This is a genomic window from Micromonospora fiedleri, assembly GCF_016774385.1.
Classification (GTDB): domain Bacteria; phylum Actinomycetota; class Actinomycetes; order Mycobacteriales; family Micromonosporaceae; genus Micromonospora; species Micromonospora gifhornensis.
Genome location: NZ_JAETXL010000102.1, coordinates 1 through 448 on the forward strand (window position 1 = coordinate 1; position 448 = coordinate 448).

General features: G+C 56.7%; 1 protein-coding gene. It reads left to right on the plus strand.

Annotation, left to right across the window (positions count from 1 at the left end; genetic code table 11):
- Positions 1–292 (plus strand): lysozyme inhibitor LprI family protein (locus JMF97_RS32505; protein ID WP_203224695.1); only part of this gene is annotated, 292 nt, incomplete at its 5' end.
- Positions 293–448: the final 156 nt, after the last annotated feature.

Below are 448 nucleotides of genomic sequence, written 5' to 3' on the forward strand. Positions count from 1 at the left end.
GCAGAACAAGGCTGCGGACAATGAACTGAATGCGCTTTACCAGCAGATTACCGGGCGGCTGAAGAGCGATCCGGACCGCAAGAAGCTGTTGATCGGCGCGCAACGCTCGTGGATTGCGTTCCGGGATGCGGAGTGCAAGTTTTCAGCATCGGGGGTGGAAGGTGGGAGCGTTTACCCATTGATCTACAGTAATTGCATTACAGAGCTGACCCGCGCACGGGTGGCGACTTTCAAGAATTATTTGAAATGCCAGGAGGGCGATATGGGGTGTCCTGTGCCTAGTCAAACGTGAGGATCCCCGAGAGCCTTGCTCGGCGTGGCGTATTGCGGCTTGAGATGGCCGTCCTGATCGCTGTCTCTTATACACATCTAGATGTGTATAAGAGACAGTCCTTGCGGCCGCCACCTTCGGCCTGCCGGAAACACCTGGCGGGGAGCGCAACTGGGA